General features: G+C 57.4%; 23 protein-coding genes and 2 pseudogenes. 15 read left to right on the top strand and 10 right to left on the bottom strand.

Going from position 1 to position 23177, the window contains the following annotated elements; all coding sequences use genetic code 11:
- Positions 1–43 precede the first annotated feature (43 nt).
- On the bottom strand, positions 44–190 hold the full coding sequence (locus NCR39_RS14190; RefSeq protein WP_250452734.1) for a hypothetical protein: 147 nt from the start codon (positions 188–190) through the stop codon (positions 44–46).
- Between the two features lie 197 nt (positions 191–387).
- Between NCR39_RS14190 and NCR39_RS14195 the strand changes: the two genes are divergently transcribed.
- A complete protein-coding gene (locus tag NCR39_RS14195) occupies positions 388–741 on the top strand; it encodes a hypothetical protein (RefSeq protein ID WP_250452735.1) in 354 nt (117 codons plus the stop codon).
- 543 nt (positions 742–1284) lie between these two features.
- Positions 1285–2208, top strand: a complete 924-nt coding sequence (locus NCR39_RS14200; protein WP_250452736.1) for a hypothetical protein — start codon at positions 1285–1287, stop codon at positions 2206–2208.
- A 401-nt stretch (positions 2209–2609) separates the two neighbouring features.
- Here the strand turns inward: NCR39_RS14200 and NCR39_RS29905 are convergent.
- The 3 genes and pseudogenes from NCR39_RS29905 to NCR39_RS14215 all read right to left on the bottom strand — a co-directional run.
- Positions 2610–2749 (bottom strand): annotated as a pseudogene (locus NCR39_RS29905) (IS66 family transposase); the annotation flags it as partial.
- Positions 2750–2881: 132 nt separating this feature from the next.
- Positions 2882–4177, bottom strand: a complete 1296-nt coding sequence (locus NCR39_RS14210; protein WP_250452737.1) for an HNH endonuclease — start codon at positions 4175–4177, stop codon at positions 2882–2884.
- Positions 4174–4629: a DUF29 domain-containing protein gene (locus NCR39_RS14215; protein WP_250452738.1), complete on the bottom strand. Its 456-nt coding sequence runs from the start codon at positions 4627–4629 to the stop codon at positions 4174–4176. The genes NCR39_RS14210 and NCR39_RS14215 overlap by 4 nt, the downstream gene beginning before the upstream one ends.
- Before the next feature lie 516 nt (positions 4630–5145).
- On the opposite strand from NCR39_RS14215, the gene NCR39_RS14220 reads away from it, so the two are divergent.
- The 4 genes from NCR39_RS14220 to NCR39_RS14230 are packed head-to-tail and all read left to right on the top strand — an operon-like array spanning position 5146 to position 6399.
- Entirely contained in the window at positions 5146–5319 is a 174-nt protein-coding gene (locus NCR39_RS14220; RefSeq protein ID WP_250452739.1) for a hypothetical protein, read from the top strand.
- On the top strand, positions 5319–5453 hold the full coding sequence (locus NCR39_RS29640; protein ID WP_284507214.1) for a hypothetical protein: 135 nt from the start codon (positions 5319–5321) through the stop codon (positions 5451–5453). Before NCR39_RS14220 ends, NCR39_RS29640 begins: the two co-directional genes overlap by 1 nt.
- Before the next feature lie 41 nt (positions 5454–5494).
- The gene (locus tag NCR39_RS14225; protein ID WP_250452740.1) at positions 5495–6025 is read left to right on the top strand and encodes a hypothetical protein; all 531 of its coding nucleotides are present in this window, start codon (positions 5495–5497) and stop codon (positions 6023–6025) included.
- Positions 6022–6399, top strand: coding sequence for a beta-sandwich lipoprotein (locus tag NCR39_RS14230; protein ID WP_250452741.1), 378 nt, complete (start codon positions 6022–6024; stop codon positions 6397–6399). The genes NCR39_RS14225 and NCR39_RS14230 overlap by 4 nt, the downstream gene beginning before the upstream one ends.
- Positions 6400–6756: 357 nt before the next feature.
- Here NCR39_RS14230 and NCR39_RS14235 read toward each other — a convergent pair.
- The 4 genes and pseudogenes from NCR39_RS14235 to NCR39_RS14250 form a co-directional block, all read right to left on the bottom strand.
- Positions 6757–7348, bottom strand: a pseudogene (locus NCR39_RS14235) (recombinase family protein).
- Between the two features lie 457 nt (positions 7349–7805).
- Positions 7806–9629, bottom strand: coding sequence for a hypothetical protein (locus tag NCR39_RS14240; protein WP_250452742.1), 1824 nt, complete (start codon positions 9627–9629; stop codon positions 7806–7808).
- Positions 9630–9743: 114 nt separating this feature from the next.
- Positions 9744–10298, bottom strand: coding sequence for a YfbU family protein (locus NCR39_RS14245; protein ID WP_250452743.1), 555 nt, complete (start codon positions 10296–10298; stop codon positions 9744–9746).
- Positions 10299–11069: 771 nt separating this feature from the next.
- Positions 11070–11408 carry a hypothetical protein gene (locus tag NCR39_RS14250; protein ID WP_250452744.1) on the bottom strand — a complete coding sequence of 113 codons (339 nt, stop codon included), beginning with the start codon at positions 11406–11408 and terminating at the stop codon, positions 11070–11072.
- Between the two features lie 1457 nt (positions 11409–12865).
- Between NCR39_RS14250 and NCR39_RS29790 the strand changes: the two genes are divergently transcribed.
- From NCR39_RS29790 to NCR39_RS14290, 9 genes are all read left to right on the top strand, one after another.
- Positions 12866–13084 (top strand): helix-turn-helix transcriptional regulator, encoded by a 219-nt coding sequence (locus NCR39_RS29790; RefSeq protein WP_350029674.1) that lies wholly within the window; start codon positions 12866–12868, stop codon positions 13082–13084.
- Positions 13027–13539, top strand: coding sequence for a hypothetical protein (locus tag NCR39_RS14255; protein ID WP_250452745.1), 513 nt, complete (start codon positions 13027–13029; stop codon positions 13537–13539). The genes NCR39_RS29790 and NCR39_RS14255 overlap by 58 nt, the downstream gene beginning before the upstream one ends.
- Positions 13536–13790, top strand: a complete 255-nt coding sequence (locus tag NCR39_RS14260) for a hypothetical protein (RefSeq protein ID WP_250452746.1) — start codon at positions 13536–13538, stop codon at positions 13788–13790. The genes NCR39_RS14255 and NCR39_RS14260 overlap by 4 nt, the downstream gene beginning before the upstream one ends.
- Before the next feature lie 6 nt (positions 13791–13796).
- Positions 13797–14303, top strand: a complete 507-nt coding sequence (locus tag NCR39_RS14265) for a hypothetical protein (RefSeq protein WP_250452747.1) — start codon at positions 13797–13799, stop codon at positions 14301–14303.
- 477 nt (positions 14304–14780) lie between these two features.
- Entirely contained in the window at positions 14781–15878 is a 1098-nt protein-coding gene (locus NCR39_RS14270; RefSeq protein WP_284507226.1) for a DNA adenine methylase, read from the top strand.
- Positions 15879–15890: 12 nt separating this feature from the next.
- Positions 15891–16385: a hypothetical protein gene (locus NCR39_RS14275; protein ID WP_250452749.1), complete on the top strand. Its 495-nt coding sequence runs from the start codon at positions 15891–15893 to the stop codon at positions 16383–16385.
- Complete coding sequence (locus NCR39_RS14280) at positions 16382–17563, top strand: McrB family protein (RefSeq protein ID WP_250452750.1); 1182 nt, start codon at positions 16382–16384, stop codon at positions 17561–17563. Before NCR39_RS14275 ends, NCR39_RS14280 begins: the two co-directional genes overlap by 4 nt.
- Positions 17564–17584: 21 nt before the next feature.
- The gene (locus NCR39_RS14285; RefSeq protein WP_250452751.1) at positions 17585–18955 is read left to right on the top strand and encodes an McrC family protein; all 1371 of its coding nucleotides are present in this window, start codon (positions 17585–17587) and stop codon (positions 18953–18955) included.
- Entirely contained in the window at positions 18942–21473 is a 2532-nt protein-coding gene (locus NCR39_RS14290; protein WP_250452752.1) for an Eco57I restriction-modification methylase domain-containing protein, read from the top strand. The genes NCR39_RS14285 and NCR39_RS14290 overlap by 14 nt, the downstream gene beginning before the upstream one ends.
- A gap of 353 nt (positions 21474–21826) precedes the next feature.
- On the opposite strand, the gene NCR39_RS14295 is transcribed toward NCR39_RS14290, so the two are convergent.
- Together NCR39_RS14295 and sap1 are read right to left on the bottom strand one after the other, a co-directional pair.
- On the bottom strand, positions 21827–22378 hold the full coding sequence (locus NCR39_RS14295) for a YaeQ family protein (protein WP_250452753.1): 552 nt from the start codon (positions 22376–22378) through the stop codon (positions 21827–21829).
- Between the two features lie 217 nt (positions 22379–22595).
- Complete coding sequence (sap1, locus tag NCR39_RS14300; RefSeq protein WP_250452754.1) at positions 22596–22940, bottom strand: surface attachment protein Sap1; 345 nt, start codon at positions 22938–22940, stop codon at positions 22596–22598.
- Positions 22941–23177 lie beyond the last annotated feature (237 nt).

The raw sequence follows: 23177 nt of genomic DNA on the forward strand, positions 1-23177 counted from the left end.
TTCAGCATTCACACATTCGGCTGTTGCACCGTTCGGGGGGAAGTCAGATGTAGACGCGAATCGTGTTGAAATTAGGCCTGGCCTGCCGACGGTGACCGGCGGCGTCCCGGTCGAGCAAGCTCGGGCCGCTGCCGAGGCGTCTGCCGTCGATCGCCGCGCTGGAGTGGAAATCCGGCACGGTCAGGAGCATGCTGCGGCTCGCAGTCTTCTCTACGGGGCGATGAAGTCTCGTGACGTCGAATCCACGAAACAGGCAAAGCTCGCTCTCGAGAGCCTAAAAATCCTGCACGATCTCGAGCGACGAGCTTGGCGACTTGATACTCCCGCCAGAACCCTTCCGGCGGTGTCGATCACAATCAACCGGCGCTCCCGCGCGAAGGACGACACGTGAAGAAGACCATCACACTCGAAGGCGTCGAAGCCAGCGAGATTTCGATGGAACTGGATTTTTGTTCTATTGCCGCGCGTGCGCATGCGGCCGCTGATGCACTCATGAGCGATGATCGATTGCGACACGCTCTCGAGAGGGAACTGGATGCGTTGCTGTCGTCGCCGGAAGATCGCGGGGAAGGTCGGGACGCCCCGCCGCTTACGCGGCAGCGAGCCGATTGGGAGACCGTGCGCACGCTCGCGGTCACCGCTGCCCGAGCCCGTGACGTCGATGGCGCTCGATCCGCACGCCACGCAGCCGAGGCCTTGAGTTTTGTTTACGCGGGACTGCATAGCGCGCTCGGGGGATGACTACGATGGAGGTGTCCCCAAACTGGGGGCCTCGCGGATTTCCCAGAAGAGGCGACTGTCGACCCGCTGCCATCCAGCCCGGATAAGGTTTGCCCTGCCCCGCAAACTGTCGTCGAAATTGACCAGGTACGCCCAGGCACACGCCGTTTTCCGCCTCGAAGCGGTCGAAGTCATAGGCAACGCGGGCGATCCCCGCATCGAACTCGCCTTTGCCACGGGCTGGACCAACGCCTGCATCGAGGCGATGCGCCGACGTGCTCGCGCGACTTGCGAGCTGACCAGCAAGCCGGTTTCGTTGTGCCAGCCCGCGCGGACGCCGCATCATGGCTGGGAGTGTCGCGTGCTGTGCGATGAAAAGGCGCGCGAACTCCGCTATAGAAAAGTCACGAAATTTCGGCGCCTTCGAGGCAAGCTTGCGCAGCGACGGACGCCCCTTCAGACATCAAAGAGACAATAGAGATGACGTGGTTCGAGCAAGTCTTCGGTTTCAATGAATCGACTTATGCGGAAACGCAAAAGCGCTTCCGCGTCGAATCGGAGCAGTTGCTGACCGATAGCGATCCGCCAAGAAATTTTCATGTCGGATCGTTGAGCGTCCCGCGCCTGGACGAATTGCGCGCGCAAGTTGCGAAGCTTCCGCGGCCGGACGGAACACGGCTGACGCTGCGCACCGTCATCGCCGATGCTTATGCGCTCCATACATGGCCCGAAGCCAACGGGGCGCTGATTCAGGTCGCCAGTCAGTTCAATCTGCTCGAAATGGTCGGTCCGAGCGTCGCGCCGGAGGACGGCATCACGCGTTATCGGAACGACTTCACGCAAGGTCCCGCCTGCGCGATGGCGTGCGCGCCCGCGACGGTGTTCCGCAACTATCTGGTGTCCGTCGGAGGCCGACGGGGACACACGCGCGAAAGCCAGATCAATGCCCTGCAAGATCTCGACCGAGCGCTCGGTTTCCCCGGCATCCGTATGCAGAACGGCTATGCGCTACTGGACACGCGCACCGTGCAGGCAATCGGGCAGCACATTCGAGGCCTCGACGAGCACGGCCGGGATGCGCTGCGCAAGCAGCTGCGAATCGGTCTGCATAGTGACACTGAGGTCACTGCGGATGGCACACCATCCGGGCAACGCGTTACCCAAGCCTTGTGCTCCGCCTTGCCGGTCGCGTACAACTCCGCGAAGAGTGTGGACTGGGCGCCGTTCGCGTCGCTGGTGCTGGAAGCCAGCTATGAATCGGCGCTGCTGGCCGCCGTGCTCAATCACCGACGAACCGGCAACTCGAAGGTGTTTCTGACGACCGTCGGCGGCGGTGCCTTCGGAAACGAACGCGAATGGATCATTGGCGCCGTGCGACGCGCATTGCGGTGCGTGCGGGATAACCCGCTCGACGTCGCGATGGTTTGCTTCGGCAAGGTGTCGTCGGATCTCGAGGACTTGGCGGTCGAGAACAACGCAGTCGGCTAGCGCGCAGTATCTGCTTCGGTTCTCCGTTTCTGTCGCTCGGGCTACATCAGCGCACTAGCGCAGCAGGTGCCCCCGTGTTTGCAGCGCAAAGTTGAAAACCAGTCGACCGAGACCGACCTGTGAGCCGCGGTTGAGACTCGGGCTAAGGCAACGGCCGGTCCCGAGGCATAGCCTCCCTTGACCCTTTGTCGCACAGTGCTCTTGGCGTCCGCTGCTTAGGCAGACTGCACAGGCCGCTCGCGAACGCCACCGGCGGAGTGCGATAGGCGGAGCGCTTGCCGTCCGCCGTCCCTGACGCGAGCGGCACGTCGGCCAAAACGGCGAGCACATCCACCGACGACCGTCAGTGGAGCGCAAGGCCAGCGGTAGAACCACACCGCGGCCGGCTCCTTCGAACCCTAACCGCTGTCGTCGCGCACGTACACCAAGAGTCATCCGGTCTTCGACTCTTGTTTCCCGGCGCGAGCACCGGGATCCGTGTGTCGTCCCCGTGCAGCTTCGACGTTGCCATCGTGTAGCGACGCAGCGCCTCGGTTAGTGGCTCGCCGCCTGCAATGTCCATTTTCGCGTCCCGCGACCAGCACCCCGGCAGCACGCTCGGTCATCGTTAGCGTCCGCGAACGCCTCGACGACTGGGACTGCGATTGCACGTCGTTGTGGCGCCGAACCATCGCTACGCCCTAGGTTTTTGCTTCTCAACAAGCTCGAGATGTTTGGACAGGTGTTCGCTCATGTATTTTTCAAACCGCCGCTCGTCCGACAATCCTAGTTGCGCCACGGAAAGTCTCGCGCCGTCGGCGATGCCCGCGCGTTTGGCCTCCAGCCGCAGCTGCGGATGAACGACGCAAACATACTCGCCGTTTGTCTTCTTAAAGCTCATGAGATGGCGATCAAACAACCGGTCCGCATGGGCCGCGAGCAGCAACCCGTTCATCGGGTCCAGCCGCTCGTGGTTCTCCGAGTCGCGCCAGGCCTTGATGTGCGACGCGACAAGCATCTCGGGAATGGCGATGCCGGTAAGCGCGCAGACCTCCCCGCGCGCCCACTTAGCGGCGACACTCGCGCGAAAGCGCCCTTGCCCCACCCGCGCTTTAGCCAACTGCTCACGCTCCGTGATATCCGGCACGTCCCGTTCGATCTCCGCAAGATCCGCGACTAAGACGCTGGCCGCGATCTCAGCCGGCGCTTTGGCCCTGTTGCCGCTGGTCGCTTTGTCAAGATCATCGGGCGTGTAGTCTCGGTCTCCGACCCAAATGAAGGTTTGTACGTCGACCATGTCACGAGGCCGGAGTCCGCGGTCGGCGAGCGAAGCGCGCAGAGCAGATAAAAAGTCGAGCAGCCACCGATAGTCCTCCCCGTTGAGGGGCTGGGGCGGCTGCTTCTCGTTCGCCAAGGCCTCCATAGCTCGCTTGAATTCTTCGCTCTTGACAATGCAGTGCCGCTGCGGGTCCGACAGCATCAGCAAGAAGGTGGGCAAGATGCGCGATTTGGCGGGCCACGATTCGAGATCGTCACCGCCCTCGGCAAGCAACTCGCGAAGCGTCGGCACGAAGGCGTCTATGCGCGCCTCGATGGAGCCGGGGCCATAGAGAAGAGCCGCGACCGCCACGGCGAAATCGCTTTGCCCGTCGCCCTTGAGACGCGTCAGAGCGGTCCAATATCGCCAATTGACGAGGTTTTGCGCGGAACCATCGCTCAGGCGTCGCGTGAAAAATGCGGCGATTTGCGCGCCGATCTGACGTCGCTCGGAGGCTTCCGCCGACAGCTTTCCCAAACGATGCGCAAGCTCCGTTTGGAAGAGCTGCACCAGCTCCATCTTGTAATTTCGCTCCGTGGCGTCGACGGCCCCGTCGCCGCTCCCAAAAGCGCGGAAGGTCGGGAAATTGACGCGGATGCGTTGGAGGTATGCCGAGATGCCTTCGTCTGCGATTTGGACGTCCCTGCTTTTGGGGTGGCCTTCTTCGTTCATGGGGGCAGCTCCCTCCATCCTTTTTCGTCTGGTAGATAATAGCCTTTGATCGACAGCACCTGCTGCACGGTCCACGGACAGGTCTTGGGCATCAGGTCGAAGTTAAGACCCATCGCCTTGTGGACTTCGAGGACCGCGGCTCCCCACAGATGTTCGATCAGCTCAGGGACATCGACGTTCGGGTTGTCATCGAGGGCGGTTTCGATCCATCTGCGGTGCTCGCCTATCTTCTCCTGCCAGTTCATGCAGCGCAATCCTTCGAAGGAGTTCCACCTGATCATGGCCGCTAACAGCGGCTCCAGATGTCGCTCGACTTCGTCTTCGATCTGGCGCGAAAGGCTTTCGACCTCTTCGATCAGGTTCTCCAGGTCAAGCTCGTGGAACCGCTTTTCGCGCAGCAGTTTCGCCTGACGTAACGCCCACTTCGAAAAGTCTTCATCGTACCCGGCCATAGCCCGCCTCCCTGTGCATTAATCGATTGTATGCGGGGCGGCCTGCTTCAGTGCTCTGCTCAAGAACATGCGGGAAGGGGCAAATCGACGCGGACGCCAGTCGTGTACGGTCTCATACTATTAAGGCAACAACCGCTGTTCATCACGTCGCTCGGCTGCGATACCATTCAGAGATTAAAGCGGGAGACGGACGTGGGCGCCGACATCAGAACCGTAGCCGCCGAGAGGCGCGACGCAAACAAGCGGACTGAAGAACGGCTACGCTCACCGGAGGAAGATCGGGAGCAGTTGTCGGCATACCCTTTATCTTGTTGACGATGATGGTGCTTCTTTGGCTGTATACGTTTCTTCCCTGCAGTCGTCAGGGAGATCATCGCTGCCTCGGCCGAATGGCGGGCGGTATAGCATTGAGGTTGTGATGAACATGGACCGCCTGCTGCCGGTTCTGGTCGGGCTTGGCGCAATGAAGAACATCGCGGCACCGATTATCTACATGCTCAAGCCCTGAGGTACGCGATGCCGACCGAGGAAGAGCGCATGCAGCGCTCGCGGGATACGGTGGACCAGGTTCGCGAATCCGTGCAACGCATGGTTGAGGACAACAAGCGCTGGGCCAAAGAACGCGAAGCTAAGCGCGAAGCCGACTTGGCCTACCGCAGAAGCACGGCGGCAAGTCGAAGGACGACGTGATGATGAAGTGGGTCGTCGGCGTGCCCGTCGTCCTGTTCGTGCTGACGTTCCTCGTGTTGATGTACGCGATGCTGCCCTTGCTCATCAACATCGTCATCAGAGCAACGGCCGAATGGAGTGCCCTGCTGCATTAGCCTTTTCCACAGTTTTTGGCAACAACCCTGCGAGCAACGCCATGGACACACTCAAGTTCGCCTACGCGCTTGAAGCCGAAGGCATGGATCCCGATCAGGCCGGCGTCATCGCGCACGAGCTCTATGCGCTCTACGCGCACTCGGTGCTGGGCGGGAAGTATCAAGCGGTCGACTACGGCGACTTCGACGCGTTGCGGGCGAAGGCCCAGAAGGTCAGCGAAGAAAAGCAAGCGACGGTGAACGCGCTGCGCAAGCTGAACGAAGAAATGCAGCTGGAGCGAGATAAGCGGGAGGCGGAGCGGCAGGCCGACGAAGCGAGACGTGCGGAGCAAGCGCAAGCTGATGCAAAAGCCCAGGAGACCTTTCGCGAGACGAACGCCTACCTGAAGGTCCGGCTAGAGCTGCACAAAGAACAGGGCCGACTCGACTTCGTACTGAAGAATGGCTTGCCGACGGAGCGCGACGGTCAGTTTCGCTATCACAGCTGGGCGCACCTTGGCTGGTTCAAAACTCAGCGCGAAGCGATCGACGCGGCGGTCAAATATCCGCCCGAGGAAGAGGAACGAACATGAAGAAACTGCTCCTTGTCATCGCATGCACGGCAACACTCGCCGGCTGTTCTCGTGATGCCGATGTGGCATCCCGAAATCTGTCTAATGACGCTGACAACTTCAAGATCTTACGCCGGGTGGTCTTCTACAACGGCATTACCGGTGAGTACATTCTGGAGGTGCAGGGCTACTGTGCCATCGGCAACTCGGACGCGGCCCGAAAGCTGTCGATCACCTGCAAGCTCGACAACGGCACCTACAAGAAGCACTACCTCGGACTGTCCGACAACGTGACATTCTTCGCTGAACAGATCGACGGTGTGGCAGAAGGCACGTCACATTACAAGGTGACGTTCAAGCCGAGCGTGATCATCCCGGACGTGCAGATGCGCTGAGTGCGCTAAAGGTTGTTCGGGTGGCGGCCACTGACCCAGAGTGGGCTCGGAAGCATGTCGCGCTGCTCCATGATTGAACCAAAAGTCCGCCCTGGAGCCGCCCGTGTTCGGATGCCTCCCCAGAAGGTTGACTTGGTCGACTCGGTAGCAAGTTAGCAAGTTAGCAAGTTATCCGGTGGAAGTCGAACGAAGGGCGCAAGGAGTGTCGCCGTTGCGCGTCCCAACGCTCGGTAATCGTGCAGGTCAATGCCTCTAACCAAGCCGAACGGTCTCTCGAACGACTCCCCACCGGCAACAGCGAACGGCGGCACTTGCGCGCTCGCCAGTTAGCGACTGATGCGGAAAGCGATCGCGATTTCATGCGTCTACCGGCATAGCGCAATCGCGGATTCGCATAACCGTTGGCCGCGAGACGCCAAGCGCCCGGGCAATGGCGGAGACGGTTTCGCCGGCGGCAAAGCGGTCGAGAACTGCGTCACGCTGCTGATCACTAAGTGCGCGAGGACGGCCGATGGTCTTACCCTCTGCGCGCGCTCGCGCGAGGCCCGCCTGAGTGCGTTCGATCAACAGATCCCGTTCGAACTCTGCGACCGCGGCGACGACGCCCATCGTCATCTTTCCTGCCGCGCTGGTGAGGTCCACGCCTCCGAGCGCCATGCAATGCACCCGCACGCCGATGCTCGCGAGGTGTTCGACGGTCGCGCGCACGTCCATCGCGTTGCGGCCGAGCCGATCCAACTTTGTGACGATCAGCACGTCGCCGTCCTCGAGGCGGTCAAGAAGCCTAGCGAAGCCCGGGCGCTCGCGCGCGGGCAATGCTGCCGCTTATGTTCTCCGCGACGATGCGCCTCGGCTGGATCGAAAAGCCGGCAGCCGCAACCTCGGCCAATTGATTTGCGGTGGTCTGATCCGCCGTGCTTACACGTGCGTAGAGGAACGTCCTGCTCATATTCTTTGTTCTCCGGATGTCCAAAAACGACGTACCGATTATGGTCGGCGAACACAACTAGTCAAGGCTAGTTTTTGGACATACCTTCTCGGGATGGCCATAACCGCTTGTATTCGCGCAGAGCTTGTGTGCGCATTTTCGCGACAACAGAATGCCTGCTTTTGGAAAACGGGCCAATTGAGAGGACGTGTCCCGATGCCAAGAGGAAGTTTATTCGGCCAGCGCTCGGCGCGGAAGCGTCGCGGTGAAACGGAGAGTTCCTTAATTTCGAACCGCACGGTGAGGGGTGCCGTCAATGAAGAGATTCTTTCATACGCCAAGCGCTCGGCGCTTGGCGTTTCAGCGTCGCTGATTGACCCGCTCCGGTCGGACTGCCGTCTCCGACGCGGTCAGTCAGTTGACGCGAGGTTTTGCGAACTGGAACGTCATAAAGCGGCCGTTGGCCACCTCAGCGTCGCTAAATGATCGGCATCGGAACGATGCTTTCTAATGTCGCGATGGGGTCTTTCCCCGCAGCTCTAGCCACCACCAACTCAGCTCCCATCTTCGCAGCCGTTAAGAGATCAACGATCGAGTATGTCGTTCCTTCTTCCGCGCTAGCGGATGCCGTGGAAATCGCCCGGTAACATACTGCGACGTAGTCCAACAAATGAGTGATCAATTGCGGACGCACCCCCTTGTAATGGCCAGTGTGCGCAATTTTATTTCGAAGAAAGTAAATGCGACGAAGTTGTCGAGCCACGTCGTCCTCTGACCTCGAAAGTCGAGAGCCTATTGACTTGTTATTTTTCAGTTCGTTGAAAACATACATCAGTCTAAATTTCAAATGCTCACGATGATTCAAGCTGTTGAATAGGTCTATCGAAACTGATTCACTCCTCAAAATCGAAAATATGTGTGAATCGGTGACAGATCCGTCAAATTTCATGACGTCAGGAAGGATGCTTGCTCGAACCGCTTCAGTTGTCTGAACCTCATTTGCAACGAGAAGCTCTCTTAAATAGGCCACCCGACGCCGCAACCCCGCGGTCGCATGCAGCAACGGGACGTATTCCAGCATGTTGCTCAGAATTCCAGCTCCCAGATCTGCAAAGAGCGATTCGAGAGATATCCACAAATTCAATAGTTTCTGTTCGAGCGATGCTGAATGCCTGGCCAAGCGCAAGTATCTTAGGGACCGGCCTAGTTGGTCCGTGGCTGCTTCGTTCAAACCTTTGAATGTCTGTCGAATTGAGGGCTGCGAATGCGTGAACGAACTCCCAATCTCACTGGACATGAATGAAAGAAGCATATCTACATTCAACGTGTGCTTATGCGTCGAATTCTGAATTTGATAGATCACCACACAATGAGCCGAGACTTGGACCTGTGAGTTCAACTCGAGCGCGGTGGCAGCGTCTAGAATTCGGTCGAGTTTTTCTTTAGTCCGGAGGGCTGCGCTAACGTGATCTGTAGCCTCCATTCGAGATTTAGCGACCAACGTAATTTCTATGTTTTTTTTTAATTTTTCTAGATCGGCGCCGTTAATCTCGGGCGGTACGACGTCAGTGAACTCGAAATCTGGGTCGTCTTTGATGCCTAGAAAGTTACTTGGTTTATTCGTACGAAGCGCGTAGTAAACATCGACGGAAATTTTATGGGTTCTAAGACGCTCGGTGACAAATCTGAATTGCTGAGAGAAATTTCTATCCGAATAATTTCCTCCTCTTGAAAACATATCAACGCGATTGAACAAATACGTTGGCGAATACCCTTTGTTCAGTAGATGCGTCGTATAAAGTCCCGTCAGACGATCGATCTGTGTGGTGATTCTGTCACGTTGATCAAGATCGGCAGCCCCAACAACTGCCTCCTCAAGAGCTATCAAAAGAGCCGACGTGTACTTCTCTGCGCGCGAGAGAATTGCGCGACAGAACACCCGGATGCGATGTAGCGTGCTTTGTCCTATATCACCACCTTTTACGCTTTTTTCAAGATTTTCTTTTAAACCTGATAGATTCGCGAATAGCTCTTGGGCGACAGGATCCATATCCCAACATTGACCGATCTCCTTCATCGAAGACGTTACGTATCCTAGGTTTTTTTCATTCCATTGCATTTCGTCAACATACTGAACCATCTCATTGCACGCGCTGAACAAATTCATCAATCTTGCTTGATAAAAGTGCGGCGTATGCATCCTCAGTTTTTCAGAGAATGTTTCAACGAAAAATCGCGCCCTAAAATCGTCTATAGGTAACTTATCCCACGTTGCATCAGGAAGGTATCTCAGCATTTTCATTTAACGTGCGGCTATTATCAATCTTTCTTGCCTGCTATCGGAGCACCGCTCCATATTCGGGGCGACGCTAGCCCTCTAGGGGCACGCGTAACATTCGTCCTCGAGCTGCAAGAGCTAACCATTCTCGGCGCGACGCATCGCTTTCAGCAATCTAATCACTTGTTCCGGACTTAGGCCGCCAGGACCGACTAGCGAAGCACGCATAGGCTCGAATTCTCTATACATCCTCGCGTAGTTTGATAAAAGTGGGGCATGCGAGTTGAGATCGCGCCCCTTGAAACGGCTGAACCTGCCCATATCTTCGACTAATACCAACGCAATGCTGAACGCGTCGCCTTCGTTGTTCCCGTCGAAGCCAGGAAACCGCACGTGCTTACCAAACGGGGCGGCTTCTTTTTCAACTCTCTCTCTGGCGACGTCGTCGAAGGACGAATATGCCTCTTCCAGAAAGCTCCACATATCGAGGTAATTGACAACATCTTTTACTAGAGGAGGAGTAGGCTCTGCGTCGCTGCCGACAACTCCGGACATGTCCCAGTCCAGCGCCCAAGTGTTCTCGCTATAAATTGCCGATCGAATTAGCTTGGTGTCGATCTGATCTAGACCAAGTTTGTCGTAGACCTCGCTCAGCATTAGGAGGATGAGTTTTTCGGGATTAGTAAGTTTCATGTGGCCAGTTTTTAATCAGTCAATAATGGCTATCAAATGGATGGAGGTAACTCGACAGCGTCCGTCTTATGATGAGGGAGATGCGCAAGAATCCTTTGCGTGAACATCCTCCGATCGATCGTCCGCCGAACTTTACGCCTGAACGTCCATTCTTGGAAGTCGAACGGACGCGAAAACGCTTCCGTGTTGCGGTTCAGCTAGATGATCCGGGCGAGGCAATCCACTTACAATCTGCTCGTCGGAAACCGGTCATTGCGCAAGCCCGCATGAGTCCTCGCCGGTTTGAACTGGGCGACAACATCGATTGGCCGTTCCTGGCCGCCCGAGGCCTGCAGCGACTTATGCGGCTGTCATGGGACGCTTATCATTAGCAAGGATTTTCGCGTTTCAGCAGCGTCGTTGCAGCAGTCCAAGCGACGGCTCGCTCCCACTCTCATTGACTCGACAGATATAATTGCAGCAGCTAAACGACAATCGGTGCACGAATGGGACCTCTGCCGTCGTTCTAACAAGCGCCGTCGCCGCGAGCGGGGCAGCAGCCACGGCGAGCAACTCTATCTACCCAGCGTTACTCAATTTCGCTGGAGCAGTGATAGGCGCTGAATTAGCGCAGGGAGTGGCCCTGGTCCTATGGCAAGCGAACGGGCGAGCTGACGAAAGAAAGGATGCAGTTCGTCGGGTTTTTGACTCTGCAGGCTCCCATGTCGTTGAAATAACCTTTGACAAATGGCTGAATTATTCTGGTAGGAGCAGTTCTAGGAACGAGCCTATTCAAAGTCGTTCACAAAGCTCGCGGCCTCGCGCTTCGCCGTTGTTTGGGAAGTCGAGATGATCGGAATACACGTTGTCGGTGATCCTGCGCGCAAGTTCGCGCAATTCTTGAGCCTTCTTTTTATTGTGAACAAAGGTCAGAATAGTACCCTCGTCATTAGCGAGTGCCCGCGTTTCATCCCAGTGCTCGCCAATCGACACCGAGGCGAAACGTCCGAACTGACCGCAGAAGTCGGATCTTGTCTGATAGAGCGCATCCGCGTCGTCCGCGTACCTGTGTTCATGTGCGTATACGCCCGTCGCTGTCAGAGAGGCAATAACAAGTAAGATTCCTTTCATGGAGGTCTCCGGGAGTATGTCCGTGCTAACGGCAGACTTCCTAAGAGCTTGAATAAGTTTCGCGCAGACGACACCTGCTCGCGAAGATGTCCTCGAAGCTCGTGCGGATGTGCTTGTCGACGTTGAGGAAGCCGTCAACGCCACGCGCGCCTTGTCCGCCCCGACTTTGCCGCCGTTCGCACTGCCGCCGAGGGCCAGGAGCTTCTAGTGCATTGAGCGGAAGCTAAAAGCTCGCTACGGTCCGAGCATTGGTACCTTAGGTGGCTCGCCGATAGCATTATAAGTACTCGCGCAGTTGGTAAGCGGCACGTTCGCTGCGCGCTTCGGCGGGCTTTCGCCCCAGAAGCGGGCAGTCGCTCTTTCGCGTTCCTTTTCACGGGAGACAAGAACCTGGCTGTTTTCGATACCCTTAAACTTGCGCCGCAACTCGAAGACACGGGCTGCGGCGTGATCAGGCGGCGGGTTCTTTCGTTAACGTGCAACAGGGCGCTTTTCGATTCGGCCGCGAACGGGCTATCGTTACGGAAAATGAATGAGAAGCAACTGGCAGACATCGCGATCAAGGTCTGAAGCACTGCGGATGCCCGCGACGCGAGGTTTCCTAGTCAGTTCGCCTTTATTGAATAGCCTACTTTGAAGGGGACTGGCGGTGCGAATTGGTCAATCAAGACGCGACCGGTCGATACGCTGCCATTGTCCAGTCGGGCCAGCGACGCTCCGCCAAGCGACGCGCTTCTTCCTCCCCGGAGCACAATCCGATATCAACGATCTGGTGACTTCCTTGGCACTCGATTTCGATCTGAGCTAGTTTCAATTGCGCCCACTTGACTGGGCGTCCGCCCTTCGCGTTTGCGCCCAGCAAGACCTCGCGCTCGCGGTTGTAGCACGACACGCAGATCGTGCGACCGCGAACGAGGCGCATGCGACCGATAAGACGCTTCTTCGAGGCCGCGGTGTGCCCGCATCGAACGCAAGGCAGCGCAGACGCACTTCCATCGCTCGCTCGCAATGCCGCTCGGCGCGCGAGGTTGTCGCGATGGGCGATTTTTCGTGTGTTGGTGGCTTCTGTGGTCGCCGGCCTTTCATGTCGTACGTATAGAGCGGCACCTATCGCGCAGTCGACGCACGAATCGTATCTGGCCTCTTCGTAGTTCCGCGCGCATGCACTCGCGGATATGGCGGCACGTAGGAGAGCGCAATCGAAAAGCTTTATACCGTGAAGCTCTTTCGACTCAGGCGGGGCAATGACGGGCGTCGCGGGCGTTTCGAGGTGGCGCATTCGAGCAGGACGTGCATTTCGACGTCCCTAGCCTCGCGTCACGACAGATCCTCGAACTCGTTGCAAAGGCAGCTCATCGAACAATGACGTGCTGAACTCCGGCGTTCCATGACACGTCATGGGTGCTCAGCGCGCGGTCGTGACGGAAGCATAGAGATTCGCAACCAGCGCTACCGCTATGCCTACATCAAAAGAGAGCCTCATCCGGCGACCCGCAGTCCTCCAGACGACGTCGCTTGCCTCGTCAACGCTCGAGCGCCTGCTTGTCGCCGGCGAATTTCCGGCCGCTGTACGCGTTTCCCGCGGCACGGTCGCGTGGCGGCAGACGGAAGTCCAGCAATGGATCAGATCCCGCCGGCGCGTCGGTCGTGGCAAAGCAGAGCGGGGGCTGTCGTGAGCAAAGGACCGTTCGAACGACTGGTCAAGGCACTCCGGACAGAAGTTAATCCGCGCCCGTCAGCCCAACCTGAGAATTCGCGTCGCGTTGTTTCCGTGAAGGCCTCGGCAGTGCACGCGCGGGCATCAGCAACGCTCGCGCCATCGCCTGCGGCCAAGGTCGCGGCGTTGCTGCCGGCGCAAGAGCGGATGTCTTCAGGCGCCGGGCGTGTTCTCGGCCTACCAGCAGATCCGCGCGTCGCGAATCCAGAGCCGGGCAAACCAGCCGGCAGTGGCTACCGCATACGCGTTGGCGACAGCGAGTTCACCGAGCAGCAAGTGCGCGAAGTGTGCCGGCAGGCGCTTGATGCCCGGCGGCTGCGGCCAAGTGACGCCACGCGAATCGAAACCATCATCAATTTGCGCGGACAGCTTCCAACTGGTCTGATCGCCAAACTCTACGCATCGCAGCCATGACTCACAACCTTGAAACCCGCCGGCAGCGTCTGCGAGAGACGCTGCTATCTGGCGCGGATACCGCGCTGCTGCGTGCCGAAATCGACGGCCTGGAGATGGCACAGGAGCGCTCCAAGGCTCAAGTCGAGCGCTGCAACGCCGAACGAGCCGCCATAGTCGACGAGGCCATGGCGCGCGAAGCATGTGCGCGTGCAGAGGCATCGGTGAATCGCTTGAAAAACCTCATTAGACGTCTCGAACCGGAGGGCTGAAACCTTATGGATCACCTTTATAAAGCACTGGTGCGCGCCGAAGCGGAACATAAAGCCGCAACAGTCGCATGCGAACAGATCGTGAACACGACCTCTTCCATCAACCAACGTCTCGCCGAGAAAGCGCAAGCCCGCGCACAGATCGTCGGAGACGTTCAGTCCGGCAAGATCGACGAGGCGCTAGCTGCCCTCCGGCTCGCCGTAATCGATGCGGACGCCCGTGACTTGTCTGCCTTTCTTGCGCAGGAGCAGCAGCGAGAAGCAGGGACCGCCGTTGACATCGATGCGGCCGCGCAAAAACTTGAACGTGCGAAAGCAGCGGTGGACGCCTACGAGCACTCGCAGGCGGAAACGGCGCTCGACAAGGCGATCTTAGTGCTTGAAGAAAAGCTCCTCATGGCGTTGGCTGAACGATACGTCGCTAGCGGTCGGACCAATCGTTCGCTGTGGAATCTTTGGTCGCCGTCTGCGAAACTGGTCGCGGCGGTAACCTCCTATGAGGCGATGATCTAGGTTACGCAAAGGTCATCCGGACCGTCATATACTGGCGACGCACTTGCGATGTAACGCCAATCATCGCGAAGTACTATTCCGGAAAAATGCACGCAAGACGAAAGCAAACGATCCCACATCGCGGAGCGGACGTCTTGCCGTGGCGCCCTAGAACCAGCGAGGCTAACGGATTGCCGATGGTCTTGCCTGACATACTTGCCGTCTAGCCGAGGGAGATCGTCACTGCCGGCGGTGGGTTCTCGCGACTGCTCCGTGGCTGTCAGAGCGTGGGATTTCTTGCCGTGTCGCCGTGATACAATTTCCGGTCGACTTACCGGGAACGAAGCTACCACGCACAAGTATGCGACAGGTCCTCTTACCCCTGGCATCGATTGACAGTTGGGTACGCCTCTTTCGTCTGTGCGCACGAGCGTCGGGCGGCGCAATTCCGACTGGTTGTCGTCAGCAAATCAAATTACAACCGTCCCGCTTCCCAAAATGTTTGAGCTGACGCCCACCGTTAATCAGTTACCCTCGCTAGCAACCGAATATATAGGTAGCAAGCGGTCCCTCTTGGATTTCATTACTCGCACGGTTGTCGAGCTTAGTGGCGACGGCCCTCGCGAGATCGTTGACTTATTTTCGGGCACTGGCATTGTGTCCGCAGCGTTCAAGGCGCTAGGTTATTCGGTCACTGCAAACGATCACCTAGCCACCTGCTTCACTCTCACCGCGGCGGCACTACTTAATCACGATGAACCAACGTTCGCCGGGCTAACAACGCAAGTCGACGGTCTGCAAACTACAAGGCGACCGTATCAACGAGTGCTCGATTACCTAAATAATCTTTCGCCGGTACCGCTGGGCTTCATACATAAGCATTACTCTCCTGCATCCTATGCGGAGTCGCGGGTCGAGCGCCGTTATTTTACTGAGGCGAATGCACAGCGCATCGATACTGTCAGAGATACGATCGAGGCGTGGAAGCCTTTGCTAAGCGAGGCCGAGCACGCTCTTTTGATAAGCGACTTAGTACGTGCTGCCAGTGCTGTCAGTAACGTTGCCGGCACGTTCGGATGTTATTTGAAACAATGGAAGCCGCGCGCGCTTGCGCCGCTTACTCTGACGCCGAACCGTTTCATAGATGGCCGGCGAGATGGCCACGCTATCTGGTCGCTCGAGGCGCATGAGGCGGTCGTTAGAAGCCGAGCTCGGATTATCTATGCGGATCCACCTTATACAAAGCGGCAGTATGCGGCTTATTACCATATTCTCGAGACGATAGTGCGCAACGACAGCCCCTTGCTTTCAGGGACAACGGGGCTACGCAACTGGGAAACGCACGCTTCAGATTTTTGTTATAAGCGGCGCGCAGTCGGCGCTCTTAGACGCGTACTCGACGCAATGCAATGCGAGCATTTCTTCCTGAGCTATAACGAAGACGGGCAAATGACCCACGATGACATTATGGATCTCTTGAAAGAATATGGTCGAGTATCTTTCCGTGAACTCTCACTGCGTCGATATCGCAGCAGTGCGTTGCCTCATAAAGGCCCGATCGTTGCTGAGCGAATCTATCATTTGTCTGTGACGTGAGCGGAGGCTTTTTTGTTTAAGGTGATAAGCGCGATTCTCTGGCGCAAGTGCAATCAGGCCACTTTTGACTCTTTGAATGGCACGTCACGAGGGCAATACGACATTCGCTTAACGAGGCGCGCTTTCGAAGGTTTCTTCAAGGGCATTCCAAAGACGAATCCGACGAAACTCGGCGGCTTCGACTTGGTAGTGCCGATCCAACCATTCACGGGTACTCCCTCCGTTCCTGAAACGGAGATTACCGTACGTTACATGGGCGACGATTCCCAGCGGAAGGATTGGAATATTCCGTCCCAACGCCCCGATACCGCGTATGCCCTGTGGGCACCAGGAAGAGGGGTGGATACGACATTTGACATCGGCAAGCGCGATTACGCGTTAATCATTCGCGATGTCGACGGAGGGTTTCACGCGCGATGGATAAAAGATGCAGAATTCGAGAAATTGCCAGGATCTGTGCGTGCATTAATGACTTCGGCGGAAGTCGGCTGGGAGGAATGTGAATGACGGTCTCAGTTAACGCCGTGATTGCCGCTTTGCTTAAGCACAAAAACGTCCTGATCTACGGTCCGCCAGGCACCGGGAAGTCGCATCTAATGAATGAAGTTGCGCGGGAGTTTGCCAATTTCGTCGAAGGCTCAAACGGCTCGAAGTCGGTTTATTTAGACACCGATGCAGAGCGCGTTCCTTTAGTCGAGAGAGCGCAGCGGAATTTCGTTACCCGATGGGTCACTTTTCATCAGGGCTATTCCTACGAGGACTTCGTGCTCGGAATGCGACCGGAAGCGAGCGGCGACAAATTGTTTTCGCTGGCACCTCGGGCCGGAGTCCTGCTCCAACTCGCTGCGGAAGCACAGAAAGGTACGGCGCTGCTGCTGATAGACGAGATCAACCGTGGGAACACATCGAGGATTTTCGGTGAGTTCATCACGTTGATGGAGCCCGGGAAGCGTTTGGACGAAAACGGCGCTCGGGCATCAACGACAATCACAGTAGAGCTCCCGTATTTGGCTCCGGACGAGAGTTTAGTCGTGAATGTGTCGTCCGGGGACGCTGTTACGATCGGCCAATCCTTCGCGATGCCGGCTCGTCTTTACACCCTCGCTAGCATGAATTCTGTGGACAAGTCTATCGCGCCGATCGATACGGCGCTACGTCGACGGTTCCACATCATCGGCCTGTTTCCATCGACGGCAGACTTAAGAGAGGCGGCGGGATTGTCGCGTACCGATGACGGAGCGCTCGATCCCATCGGAGCGACGTTGGACAAGCCAGGCGTCGCGCGGCTCGCTGTTGCTGTGTTAGAAAAGCTTAACCGGGGAATCGGCCTTCATCTCGGCCAGGACTTCATGCTAGGTCAGTGGTATTTAGAAGCTGTACGTCGCGCAGATGCATCGGACGCGCCGTCCGAATTGGTCCAAACATGGCTTTTTCGAATAGTCCCGCAGTTGATGGAGCTGTTTCACGGTCGTATCGAGGTTCTAATTTCACTTCTGAACCTTGCGCAAGCCAAGGGCAAGTCCGGCTTGCTTATGTTCGAGCCAGACAGTGACGAGTTGGAGGCCGGGGCAATCGCGTACTTGGCGAGCCAAGAGCCGCCTCCTGAGGAAGGGGAAATAGTCGAGTTTTTGCAGTGGCTGGGCGACGCTCCCAAAAGCACCTCAGATCATACTGCGCCAGCATAACCAAACCCAGCTCTAGCCAAAGTGAACGTCGATATACCTTTGCTCGTCGAAAATCAGGATTGGAAGTCGTGGAAGTCACTTATCGGGACAACTGGTATCGAGCTAGCTACCGCGAAGCGTTCGCTTGAGTCACTGGGCACGCGTCTGAGAAAGCAGCTTGGGTTGCGCGGGGATCCGTTTGTGTTCCGCATCCAAGAGAACGGAGACGTTGCGGTCCGCACATCGGGAATAGCCGGGACCGTCAGCCTCGGCGGCTTCGCCTTGGACATCGCTCCAAAGTTCGCCCTCCGTCCAGATGGCGTACTGCAGTGGAACGTGAGTATGTTGCTTCTCATGCAGTACGCGAGAAAGACAGACCTCTCGTTAGTACGATCTGAGCACCTCGCTGCTGGTCGCCACAGCTTCCTGGACCTTCTTGGGATGGCGTTTGCGGATGCAGCAGAGGCCGGTCTCGCCGACCAGTTGATCCAGACGTACAAGATCTCCGCTGAAAGCCTGCCGGTGCTCCGCGGCAGACTTGCCTTATCCAGACAGATGAGGAGAGCGTTTACGTCACCGCAGCTGATTGAGTGCGACGTCGACCAGTTGGATGTGAACAACGCTTTCAATGCGTTGCTGAAATGGGCCGCAGAAGCGTTGGTCCGGTCGGTTCGCTCGTCGACGCTTAAGCGACGTTTGCACGCAATAGCCCATAAGTTACCCGGTCGGCCAGATCGAGGAGCGCCGAACCGAGGTCGCGAATTCGCTCCACCGCCTCAATTCCGGGTATGGAACGAAGCTCTGCAGATCGCATCGCTACTAGCGTCAGGGCTCGCTCACACCACTGGACGTGGCATCCAGCACGGTTACTCCTTCGTGTTCAACATGGAGCGGCTCTTCGAACACTTTGTCGAAATAAGCTTAGTGCGAGCGCTATCTACACTAGGCGATTCCGAGGTAACGTCTTGTCGACAGGCTTCAACCCAATACGCGACGCCGCATTGGCAAACGAAGGTTCCTTTTTTTTCCAGGCCTGACAATCTGGTCGTCAGGAATGGTAAGCCGTTGATTGTGGTTGATGCGAAGTATAAGCGCCTATCGGATTCGGAAGGCATTCGGAACAGGAAGCCCATTAACGCAGACGTGTACGAACTGGTAGCGGCTATGACGGCGCATCGTTGCCCCCTGGGCCTCTTAGTTTATCCACGCGTCGCTGGTGACGCTGTACTGACCGATAGCGAACTGAGAATGTGGACAGTTCAAGCTTTCGGTAAGTGCCTCTTCGTCGGTGCGCTTGCACTAGACCTCACCGGGCTTCGTACGCACGCCGACCTACACGCGGTCGATCAGAAACTTGGTGCCGCCCTAAGCTCATTGATCACCGAATGGACGAACAGTAATGACTGGCTCTAACCGCCTATCGCTCCAAGCGCTACTGAATGACCTAATTGTTGCTTTCGCTGAAGAATCGTTCGGGCAATATGGAACGAATCTCTCGGAGTTGTTTGAGGTGTCCCTGGCGCGCGCAATGGACGCGGCAATTGGCACGCTGTTTCCGGAAGCGGAAACAGCGGCGGCAGGACACACCTTGGATTCCCCCAGCACCGCCCGGACGTTCGAGGGTGCCCTCCAAGTGTTTGTAAGGCAGCAGGGGGACGAAAGGCTAGTTGCCGCTGCGCTCAGTAGCGCTTTCGAGAGGGCGCGCGGACTGCGTCTCAGCGTCGACCCAGATGGGAGAATAACCGTTGAGACCTCCCCCGAGCGCCGCGGTAAAGGCATTTATTTCACCCCGCATAGGCTCGCGGAGGAGCTCGTCAAACCCGCGCTGTCACTCGTGTTGGCGTCAGTCATCGATCCAAGCGGCCTTGCTAATGTGAAGATCGTGGACCCTGCGGCCGGATGCGGTGCTTTCCTTTTGGCTTCTATCCGAGTCGCGTCCGAGATCTTGATTGCGCGAGACGGCTTTTCGCAGCTCTCGCTCGCTGAGCTGCAAGCCGAAATCGCTTCCAACTGCATCTTCGGCGTGGACCTGGACCCGATCGCCATTGCAACGACGCGAGCTTTGATACGGGCGCAGGTAGGTTTGACAACGTGGAACAGTGAGACGCTGGACAAGCATCTTCATGTCGCGGACGCCGTTGGCTCAAGCATCCAAGATTGGGCGCGCTGGTTCCCCAGCGTGTTCCCAGGTGGATTTAGCTTGGTGGTCACGAACCCGCCATGGAGTAAGCTTCGACCACTGCGGCATGAGTTCTTCCAACACATGGATGCGCGCGTCCGCTTGTATCAAGGAACGCAACTTGGGCGATACCTCAGCGCACACCTTGACGAGCTCGTGTGCGGCGATTGGGAGGAATATGCCAGAAGGACCCAGGCTCTCTCCAGCCAGCTTCGGAGTTCAGCGGAATATACCATCAACAGCGGATCAACCGGCGACGCCGATCTGTACAAGTTCTTCACTGAGCGATCATTGGCGCTCCTGGGGTCCAACGGTATCGCCGCCTTATTACTGCCTTCCGGAGTGCTGCGAGCGCAGGGCTCAACTGGGCTGAGGTCGTTGCTGCGGACTTGCGGTCGCGTAAAGCGCTTGGTCGAGTACATCAATCGAAAGAACATCTTCGATATTCACTCGATGTATAGGTTCTGCAGCGTTCTGTTCCAAAAGGGGACGGCCGGAGGCGTGGACGAGGCCGCGTTCCGCGAAGACTCTGTCATGCCCGACCGAGCGCGGCAGTATGTAGGGCTCAATAGTGACTTCTTGGCGTCCGTCGGTGGTAACGATCTCTTAATTCCGGAGGTCAGAACCGCTGACGAACGCGATCTATTACTGAGACTGTACCGAAGCTTCCCGACGTCCGCCCAAGCCACTAGCGGATGGCGATTCAATTTCCGGCGCGAACTCGATATGACAAACGACGCCGATGCCTTCATTTCACTCGATCAAGCGATGCAGGAGGGCTATAAGAAGACCAGCGATGGACGGTGGCATCGAGACAGTCCAGCTTCCACGTTGTTGCCCGTCTACGAGGGCCGAATGGTGCACCAATTCGACCATTGCGCGAAGGTTTACGAGGCGGGGCATGGGCGGTCTGCGAAGTGGTCAATTCCACCTCCGGGTGAAGGACACGTAATCCCCCATTTCCTGGTCCCTGAAGCGTACGCGATTCAGCGCGGCTGGCGACCAGGGGCGAGAATCGGCTATTGCGAGATCAGTGGACATGCGAACGAGCGCACGTTGCTGGCCGCGCTGTTACCTGAACACTGCGTCTGTGGCAACAAAGTTCCGGTGCTTCAGCTCCACGGCGCTTCAATGGACGATCAATTCCTATGGTTGGCGTACGCAAATTCGTTTGTCGTCGATTGGATTTTTCGTCGATTCGTATCAACGACCGTTAACCACTTCTACTGGAAAAACGTTCCGCTGCCGGCCAAGGGGAGCAAACCTGAACTCGAGCAGTTGCTCGTCCGTGCAGCGCGAAAGCTAAGCGACGACGAGGTTGGACAACAGCCTGCAAACGCTTGGCTTGGGCACCGTGCACTTTTGCGTGCAACGGTCGACGTAATCGTTATGGAGATGTACGGCATATCAGATTCTGAGCGCGCGACGGTTTTGAACGACTTTCCTCAGGTGCTCGCCGCTCATTCGAGAGGCGAGGCGGGAAGCGTATCGATAGAATCGTTACTTCACCGTGCAGGCGAAGTCCTGAGAGCCGGCCGCTTAGACCTCGATTCGATTGAGCTGTCGATTGGTCTGCCGGCTACGGAAGTCGCTGCGGCTTACACGCCCAGGGATCAGGCAATGGCTTTTCTGCACCCCCGATCCGCGACCGTCAGCCGGCGGTCAGCACAGAAGAAGATCGGCCCGCCGGCAGCCGCTGTTCGGCGGGAGCATTCGGGCCATGTGGCAGCGATGGCGGATGATGCTGCCTGAACGGTGAAGCTGGACTGCGAAAAGGTGCGAATCGTTCAGATGTCCGTCCGCTCACAACTGCGGCGTGACGGAGAGACAGGAACAAGGTCCGACAGTGAGTCACGGCTCGAACACGTTCGAAACGCAGTATGAAGCATCGGTCGTCGACCGCGCCTATAGTCCTTCGTTTGTGGGGGTAGCTCTGGGGGTAACTGATTTCGGGGTCGTCTTGACACCGAAGCCGCATGCGGCAAGGCTGCGTCAGTATCGGTGCCCTCCTCTCCACCACGAATTCAAAAGGGCTTGGCAATGCGCCAAGCCCTTTTTCGTTTCTGCGCCCCCACTGCAAACCGCAACAAGGCGGCCAGACAAGCTCACTCCACCGCCCCCTTCAGCACATTCCACCGAATTGCAACCGGATCGACCGTCGCGCTCCCCAGCGATGCCTCGCCGTCCTGCACCATGAGCTGCAGCCGCATCGTCCGTTCGGCCAGCTTGCCGAGCGCCTCCGCGACGCCATCCGCGAGCGACCACACCGTCACGTTGCGCAGGCGTTCGACCTTGCCCTTCACGCCTTGCCACCAGATATCCGCCGTCTTGCCCGCATACGCGATGATCACCACGCGCTCCGAGCGCCCGCTCGCCTTCGCGATGCGTCGTTCATCCGGCTGGCCCGCTTCGATCCACAACTCGATCTGACCAGTGAGGTCCTTCTGCCAAAGGTCGGGCTCATCGGTATCGGATAGCCCTTTGCAGAACTCGAGCCTCTCGCTCGCGAACAGGCCGAACGCCGCGACGCGCACCATCATGCGTTCGTCGGTCTCGGACGGATGCCGCGCGATGGTCAGGGAATGATCGCCGTAGTAGTGGCGATCCATGTCGGCGATCTGGAGATCGGCCTTGTAGATGGTGGATTTGAGAGCCATGCAGCAATGAGCGCCGGCGTGGTCGCCCGGCGAATGAGTTGGAAGGGAGCGGCATGGCGGGACGGAGCACCGCGCATCGGACGCAAACGAGTCCGATATTGTGCGGCGAATCGATGCAGAAATGGAAGCCCGGATGCACGCGCATCGGGCGCAGGGACACTCGCCGGCGAAGTTTCAAACCGCGCCGGCAAGCCGGAGTTTCGAATAATCGAACCGCTTATTGATCGATGAATCGATCCGCGGTCCACATGCCTTGCGTATCGTTATTCGCGGCATTCACGAATTCGACATCATGGCCGACGACGCGCAATACCCGAAAATGCGATTCGACCGGTGTGGATACGCATTCGAAGCCTTCGAAAAACTGCTGCATTTGCTGATGCTCGCCGGCTTTCGCGTGTTTGTCGGCGGAATCGAATTTGTCTTTAGACAAACAGCCGTATGAATTGGGCCGGAATTTGAATGTCTGCTGAGGCTGGACGGCGTTGTCCTGAGCCTGCGCGGCCGATACGACGGCAAACAAACCCATCGCGACGAAGAGAGCACTGGCGCGTTTCTTCATGTACTAGGCCTCCAAACGATACGTTTCGGCATTAGCTACATATTTAAAAGCTCGGTAATGCAAGACTGATGCTAGATGAGCGCGTGAAAGTTGCAAGCATATGTTGTGTGCGATCGCAACACGACAGAATGTCGCAGGTGACATCGATTATTAACGTCCGCGCGATTCGATGGCGCGATATCGCTAATTACTCGAAGCGCGAAAAATAATCGGCGCGCAATGGCCATTCACGGGGCG

Source organism: Caballeronia sp. ATUFL_M2_KS44 (assembly GCF_023630965.1).
In the GTDB taxonomy this organism is placed as follows: domain Bacteria; phylum Pseudomonadota; class Gammaproteobacteria; order Burkholderiales; family Burkholderiaceae; genus Caballeronia; species Caballeronia concitans.